The sequence below is a fragment of the Flavobacterium sp. genome (genome assembly GCF_003525665.1).
Lineage (GTDB): Bacteria > Bacteroidota > Bacteroidia > Flavobacteriales > Flavobacteriaceae > Flavobacterium.
On record NZ_DQDX01000103.1, the window covers coordinates 1 to 5,441 of the forward strand.

At 32.9% G+C, this 5,441-nt stretch carries 6 protein-coding genes; 2 read left to right on the top strand and 4 right to left on the bottom strand.

The annotated features are described in order from the left end of the window. Positions 1-109: 109 nt before the first annotated feature. Complete coding sequence (locus tag DIU01_RS07365) at positions 110-1,345, bottom strand: FtsX-like permease family protein (protein ID WP_290833020.1); 1,236 nt, start codon at positions 1,343-1,345, stop codon at positions 110-112. A gap of 5 nt (positions 1,346-1,350) precedes the next feature. On the opposite strand from DIU01_RS07365, the gene DIU01_RS07370 reads away from it, so the two are divergent. Beyond that, positions 1,351-2,574 carry a DUF1343 domain-containing protein gene (locus DIU01_RS07370; RefSeq protein WP_290833022.1) on the top strand — a complete coding sequence of 408 codons (1,224 nt, stop codon included), beginning with the start codon at positions 1,351-1,353 and terminating at the stop codon, positions 2,572-2,574. Here DIU01_RS07370 and DIU01_RS07375 read toward each other — a convergent pair. Beyond that, positions 2,571-2,972 carry a PH domain-containing protein gene (locus DIU01_RS07375; protein WP_290833024.1) on the bottom strand — a complete coding sequence of 134 codons (402 nt, stop codon included), beginning with the start codon at positions 2,970-2,972 and terminating at the stop codon, positions 2,571-2,573. The two genes, DIU01_RS07370 and DIU01_RS07375, sit on opposite strands and share 4 nt — an antisense overlap. A gap of 94 nt (positions 2,973-3,066) precedes the next feature. Beyond that, entirely contained in the window at positions 3,067-3,564 is a 498-nt protein-coding gene (locus DIU01_RS07380; protein ID WP_290833026.1) for a YkgJ family cysteine cluster protein, read from the bottom strand. 68 nt (positions 3,565-3,632) lie between these two features. Between DIU01_RS07380 and DIU01_RS07385 the strand changes: the two genes are divergently transcribed. Next, positions 3,633-4,346: a methyltransferase domain-containing protein gene (locus DIU01_RS07385; RefSeq protein ID WP_290833028.1), complete on the top strand. Its 714-nt coding sequence runs from the start codon at positions 3,633-3,635 to the stop codon at positions 4,344-4,346. 84 nt (positions 4,347-4,430) lie between these two features. Here DIU01_RS07385 and DIU01_RS07390 read toward each other — a convergent pair. Next, on the bottom strand, positions 4,431-5,441 hold a 1,011-nt coding region (locus DIU01_RS07390; RefSeq protein WP_290833030.1), incomplete at its 5' end, for an aminotransferase class V-fold PLP-dependent enzyme.

Consider the following 5,441-nt stretch of genomic DNA (forward strand, 5'->3'; position numbering starts at 1 on the left):
AAATAGCCCCGATTGTAGTGAAAATAAAAGCCGTTTTTAAGAAAAAACGGCTTTTATTGTAGCGAAAGCGGGAAAATGGATTGCAGAAAATGCCCGAACCTTTCGCTCCTTAATCGAAACGAATGACTTTGGATGGTGAAATTTTTGTAATTATATAGGATGGTATTAGTAAAACAAGTAAACAAATTGCAATTGTTCCTAGATTTAATGCTAGAATGAACCATATATTTATATCGACTGGAGCTACGTTTACGTAATAACTTTCGGGATTGAGTTTGATTATTTCGAAATGTTTTTGGATTAATAGTAATCCGACACCTATTATATTACCGAAAAGTAATCCTCGTAGGATTAAATAGGATGCATTGTAGAGGAATATTTTTCGGATGGTCCAGTTATTGGCTCCCATTGATTTTAGAATTCCGATCATTTGGGTTCTTTCTAGAATTAAAACTAGTAATGCTACTACCATATTAATTGTGGAGACGATAATCATTACTATTAATATGACGATGATATTGAAATCGAATAGTTTTAGCCAATCGAATATGTAGTAATATTTGTCAACGATGGTTTGCGTGTTTAGTGTAGAAGAAGTTTCGGCATAAACCTCATCGCCTTTTTCTTGAATTTTGGTAAAATCGTCTACGAAGATTTCGAATGAACCGATTTCGTCTTCGTTCCATTTATTTAATTTTTGGATGTGACGGATATCTCCTAATATATATGCGGCGTCGAATTCTTGAAAACCGGAGTTGTAGATTCCGACAATTTTGAATCTGCGACTGTTGGGTAATTTGTTTTCACCTTCTTTCATGAAGAATGTATTGAAAGAATCTCCCAATTTTAAATACAGACGATTAGCTAGATATTGTGAAATGACTACTTCATTACTTACTTGAGATGGAAAACTTGGAATTTTACCTTCTATTAAATACTCCTTTATATTATCCCATTTGTAATCTTTTCCTACTCCTTTATATAGTATAGGTTCGAAAGCTGTTTCGGTTCTAATAATTCCGGCTTTATTTGCAACGGCTTGAACGTGATTTATTCCTTCTATGTTTTTAAACTTAGGATAGAACTTTTGTCGAATAGAAATTGGTTCTGTGCTAACATCGGATTCATTTCCATTAAAGTTCGATATTAATATGTGTCCGTTGAAGGCAGCAACTTTTTGGCGTATTTTTTGTTGTAGTCCAATACCAGTTGCTACAGATACTATCATCATGATAATTCCTAGTGCAATTGCTGTAATCGCAATTTTTATTATTGGTGCAGAAATACTACTTTTATGGTCTTTAGCAGTAATGAGTCGTTTTGCTATAAAATATTCTAATTTCAAGATTTATGGTATCAAATTTAATTTTCAAAAATACAGTTTTATTCTTTCTTTTACTAATAGTTTCTTGTGGCGCTCAAAAGGGACATGAAAAAAGTAGTACGGTAAAAGTTGATGAAATTTCTACTACTAGTGAAAAATCTAAAGAGATTAAAACAGGTGCAGATAATCATGATGCGTATTTACCCTTGTTAAAAAGCAAGAAAGTTGGAATTGTGACCAATCAGACTGGAATTCTAACTAATAAAACTCATTTAGTTGATTACTTATTGGAACAGAAAATAGATTTGAAGAAAATCTTTGCTCCAGAACACGGCTTTCGTGGAACAGCTGATGCCGGTGAACTTATAAAAGATGGTAAAGACACTAAAACTGGATTACCAATAATTTCACTTTATGGTGACAACAAAAAACCTAAAGCTGAACAATTGGCTGGAATTGATGTTTTGGTTTTTGACTTACAAGATGTTGGAGCACGATTTTACACTTATATATCATCGCTACATTATATAATGGAAGCTTGTGCGGAAAACAATATTGAACTTATTGTATTGGACAGACCAAATCCGAACGGAAATATTGTTGACGGACCATTACTTGAAAAAGAATTTACGAGTTTTGTAGGTATGCATCCAATTCCAACACTTCACGGAATGACAATTGGTGAATATGCCAAAATGATAAATGGTGAAAAATGGCTTAAAAACGGAATCCAATGCAATCTAAAAGTTGTTTCATGCTTAAACTATTCTCGTGAAATGAGTTATAGTTTGCTAGTAAAACCATCTCCAAATTTACCAAACGATCAAGCTATAAATCTTTATGCAAGCATTTGCTTGTTTGAAGGAACAAATGTGAGTTCGGGTCGAGGAACAGAAAAACAATTTCAAATTTACGGTTCGCCTTATTTACCAAAAAATGGTTTTAGTTTTACACCAGTTCCTAATTTTGGTGCTAAAGATCCTATGCATAAAAACCTGTTATGTTTTGGCGAAGATTTATCGGCTTTACCAAAAGTAAGTCAACTTGAACTGAAATGGTTGATTAAAGCCTACAACGCCACATCGGATAAATCGAAATTTTTTAATTCGTTTTTTACAAAATTGGCTGGAACCAAAAAATTGCAACAGCAAATTGAAACAGGAGTTTCTGAAAAAGATATCAGAAAATCGTGGGAAAAAGATTTGAATGACTTTAAACTAATGAGAAAAAAGTATTTGATTTATCCTTAATTCTTGATTTCAATAGCAGGATTTACTTTTAGTAATTCGTCTATAAATTCCTCTTTTTCTTTTGGAGAAATTAAAATCTCATCGTATTTATTATAGCGTACCAGCAGTCTATCCAGTGAAAGTGCTGGTGAACTCAAGATGCTATTTGACTTTTCTATTTTTGTGATTTTGGAAATATCAATTCTTTCGTTTACAATCCAAGTGCTTTTAACTAGTAATTGATTTTCATTTATAATGTATTGAGTTGTCTTGGAGAGAATCAAAATGAATCCTATAACACCACCTAATCCTAACAAACCAATCCATTTACCTTCAAGTAGAGCTGTTATACTAAGGAAAATTGGATAAACCAAAATCAATCCAAACCACCAATCTATTTTTGATTTAAATATTTTCATATGTTTAAATTTTATTTTTTATCGGTAACATATAGAATCGCTTTTCAATTATTAGTGTTTGCTTTCGCAAACTTATTTTAATGGCGATTTCATATCACAAAACTATTTTCTCCTTCATTTTTTCTACAATATTATATGCTGCTGGACAAATTGCAACATTCTTCAAAGTCAAATCGGTAATTTGATTGAACTTCTTTCTATCCGTATGCGGAAATTCTCGACACGCTTTCGGACGCACATCATATATAAAACAAGTATTATCCGAATCTAGAAAATTACACGGAACACTTTGCAAAACATAATCCTTATCTTCATCAATTCGTAAGTACTGATCTATAAATTGCTGTGGCTTTTGCTTCAAATGCTTCGAAATTCGCTCAATATCGGCCAATGTAAAAAGTGGTCCAGTTGTTTTACAGCAATTGGCACAACTTAAACAATCGGTTTTTTTAAACTCGGCATCATGTAAATCTTGCATTACATAATCTAAATTTTTGGGCGTTTTCTTTTTTAGCTTATCAAAATACTTTTTGTTTTCGATATGCTTATCTTTGGCAAGTTTCCCGAGTTCGTTTAAATTTGGCTTTAGCATTTTTTTTATTTCTGATGCAAATTTACATAACTTTTAAACTCATAAACCTCTAAACTTTTAAACTTTTTATGAAAGATTTATTCGGAAAAGCCATTCTAGATTTTCAAACCAACAATTCTCCAGAAGCTATCAGCACAGAAACCAACATTTCAGAAGCCGATGACATGGATGTTAACTATCTTTTTCGGTCGTACAATGCAATGCCAAAGCTCGAGCAAAAGGCATTACAACTTTCAAAAGGTAAAATTCTAGACGTTGGTTGCGGCGCCGGAAGCCATAGTTTGTACCTTCAAGAAAATAATTTTGATGTAACTTCTATAGATATTTCTGCAAATGCTGTTGAGGCTTGTCAACTTCGTGGATTGAAAAATGCCAAAGTTCAAAACATTTTAGATTTAGATTCTGATCTTCATCAGAATGACAGATACGATACCATTCTTTTATTAATGAACGGAACCGGAATATTTGGAACACTTCAACAAACCTCCAATTATTTATCAAAACTAAAAAGTTTGCTTGCGCCAAATGGCCAAATCCTTATAGATTCTTCCGATATCATTTACATGTTTGACGAAGACGAAGACGGTTCCAAATGGATTCCTGGCGAAGGCTATTACGGCGAACTCACTTTCACAATTTCCTATAAAAACCAAACCGAAGAAGCTTTTCCGTGGTTGTATTTAGATTACAACACTTTGCAAAATGCGGCTCATGCTAATGGTTTGCAATGTGAACTCATTCAAGAAGGCGATCATTTTGATTATTTGGCGCGTCTTTTTTAGAAGCTATTTCCAGCTATCCGTTGCAATCTTTAATTTTTTAAAGAAAAAAATTAAAGGATTTCCATTGCTATCTGGGCTAAACTATCAGTTAACTTCAATCAAATCTGTAGTTTTAATAATATCAGTAATCGCTTGGTAAAGCACATCAAGATCTTCAACACTATTATAAACATTAATCGAATAGCGAATATAAGTTGCTCCATTCAACGGCATCACCGGAATCTGAATTTTATATTTAGTATACAATAACTCTTTCAAAGCAGCCGGATTTTTAGTTCGAATAGGAATACTCGCCATTTGACCTAGAAATTCTTCAGTAATTGGACAAATTGGTTTTGTATTTACCAAATCGCAAAAGCGTTGATAGTTTTCCAAAACAAGTTTTTTACATGCTTTAGACTTTTCTTTCCAGTTATTTTCCTCCAAAAACGAAATTACTTTCGGTGTACAAAGAAATGCCGAGTGATCGTTCGTACCTTGATATTCGTGATAATCTAAAAACTGACTGTCACTTGGAGCCAAACTTTCATAACCCCAACTAACAACCAAAGGATCAATTTCTGATTGAAATTCTTTTTTAACATACAAAAATGAGCTTCCTTTTGGAGCCAACATCCATTTATGTAATGTTCCAGTATAAAAATCGGGATTCAATTCTTGAATGTTCAAATCTATATGACCAGGAACATGTGCGCCGTCAACTATGGTAATCAATCCTAATTCTTGCGCTTTATCGCAAATTTCTTTCACAGGAAAAATCAAAGCAGTAGAACTCGACATTTGATTTAAGAAAATAACCTTAGTGTTTTTGGTGTAACCTTTCCAGAATTCTTCTATCATTTGTTCTTTAGAAACTATTGGAAGTGAAATCTCTTGACGAATATATTTTGCACCCGATTTTTTGCAATAGAAATTCCAAGTTCTATCCATCGCACCATATTCGTGATTGGTAGAGAGAATTTCGTCACCTGGTTGTAATTTCAAACTTCGCATTACCGTATTAATTGCAAAAGTTGGATTTGGAGTAAAAAAGAAATCTTCTGCTTGACAACCTATAAACTTTGCGAAAGGTTTTTTAGCTTCTTTTAAATAAAC

Bases quoted from the DNA above. Each gene is read 5' to 3' on its own strand.
- DIU01_RS07370 (WP_290833022.1), top strand. From the start codon at position 1,351: ATGGTATCAAATTTAATTTTCAAAAATACAGTTTTATTCTTTCTTTTA.
- DIU01_RS07375 (WP_290833024.1), bottom strand. From the start codon at position 2,972: ATGAAAATATTTAAATCAAAAATAGATTGGTGGTTTGGATTGATTTTG.
- DIU01_RS07380 (WP_290833026.1), bottom strand. From the start codon at position 3,564: ATGCTAAAGCCAAATTTAAACGAACTCGGGAAACTTGCCAAAGATAAG.
- DIU01_RS07385 (WP_290833028.1), top strand. From the start codon at position 3,633: ATGAAAGATTTATTCGGAAAAGCCATTCTAGATTTTCAAACCAACAAT.